The 287-nt window shown below is 49.1% G+C and carries 1 protein-coding gene; it reads right to left on the reverse strand.

What is annotated here, in order from left to right:
* Positions 1-17 precede the first annotated feature (17 nt).
* Positions 18-287: hypothetical protein (locus ACNQ0T_RS24000; protein WP_417930472.1), on the reverse strand; the 270-nt coding region annotated here is incomplete at its 5' end.

Consider the following 287-nt stretch of genomic DNA (forward strand, 5'->3'; position numbering starts at 1 on the left):
TTCCGGCACAGAACGAATTACTCGTCTTCCAGCTCGATGTTGATACCCAGTGAGCGAATTTCTTTCAGCAATACGTTGAAAGATTCCGGCATACCAGGTTCCATCTGATGGCTGCCATCGACGATGTTTTTATACATCTTCGTACGGCCGTTAACGTCATCCGATTTAACTGTAAGCATTTCTTGAAGAGTATAGGCTGCACCGTATGCTTCCAGTGCCCACACTTCCATCTCCCCGAAACGCTGACCACCGAACTGCGCTTTACCACCCAGCGGCTGCTGAGTAAC

The sequence above is a fragment of the Enterobacter cloacae complex sp.6700776 genome (assembly GCF_048284255.1).
Taxonomy (GTDB): domain Bacteria; phylum Pseudomonadota; class Gammaproteobacteria; order Enterobacterales; family Enterobacteriaceae; genus Enterobacter; species Enterobacter intestinihominis.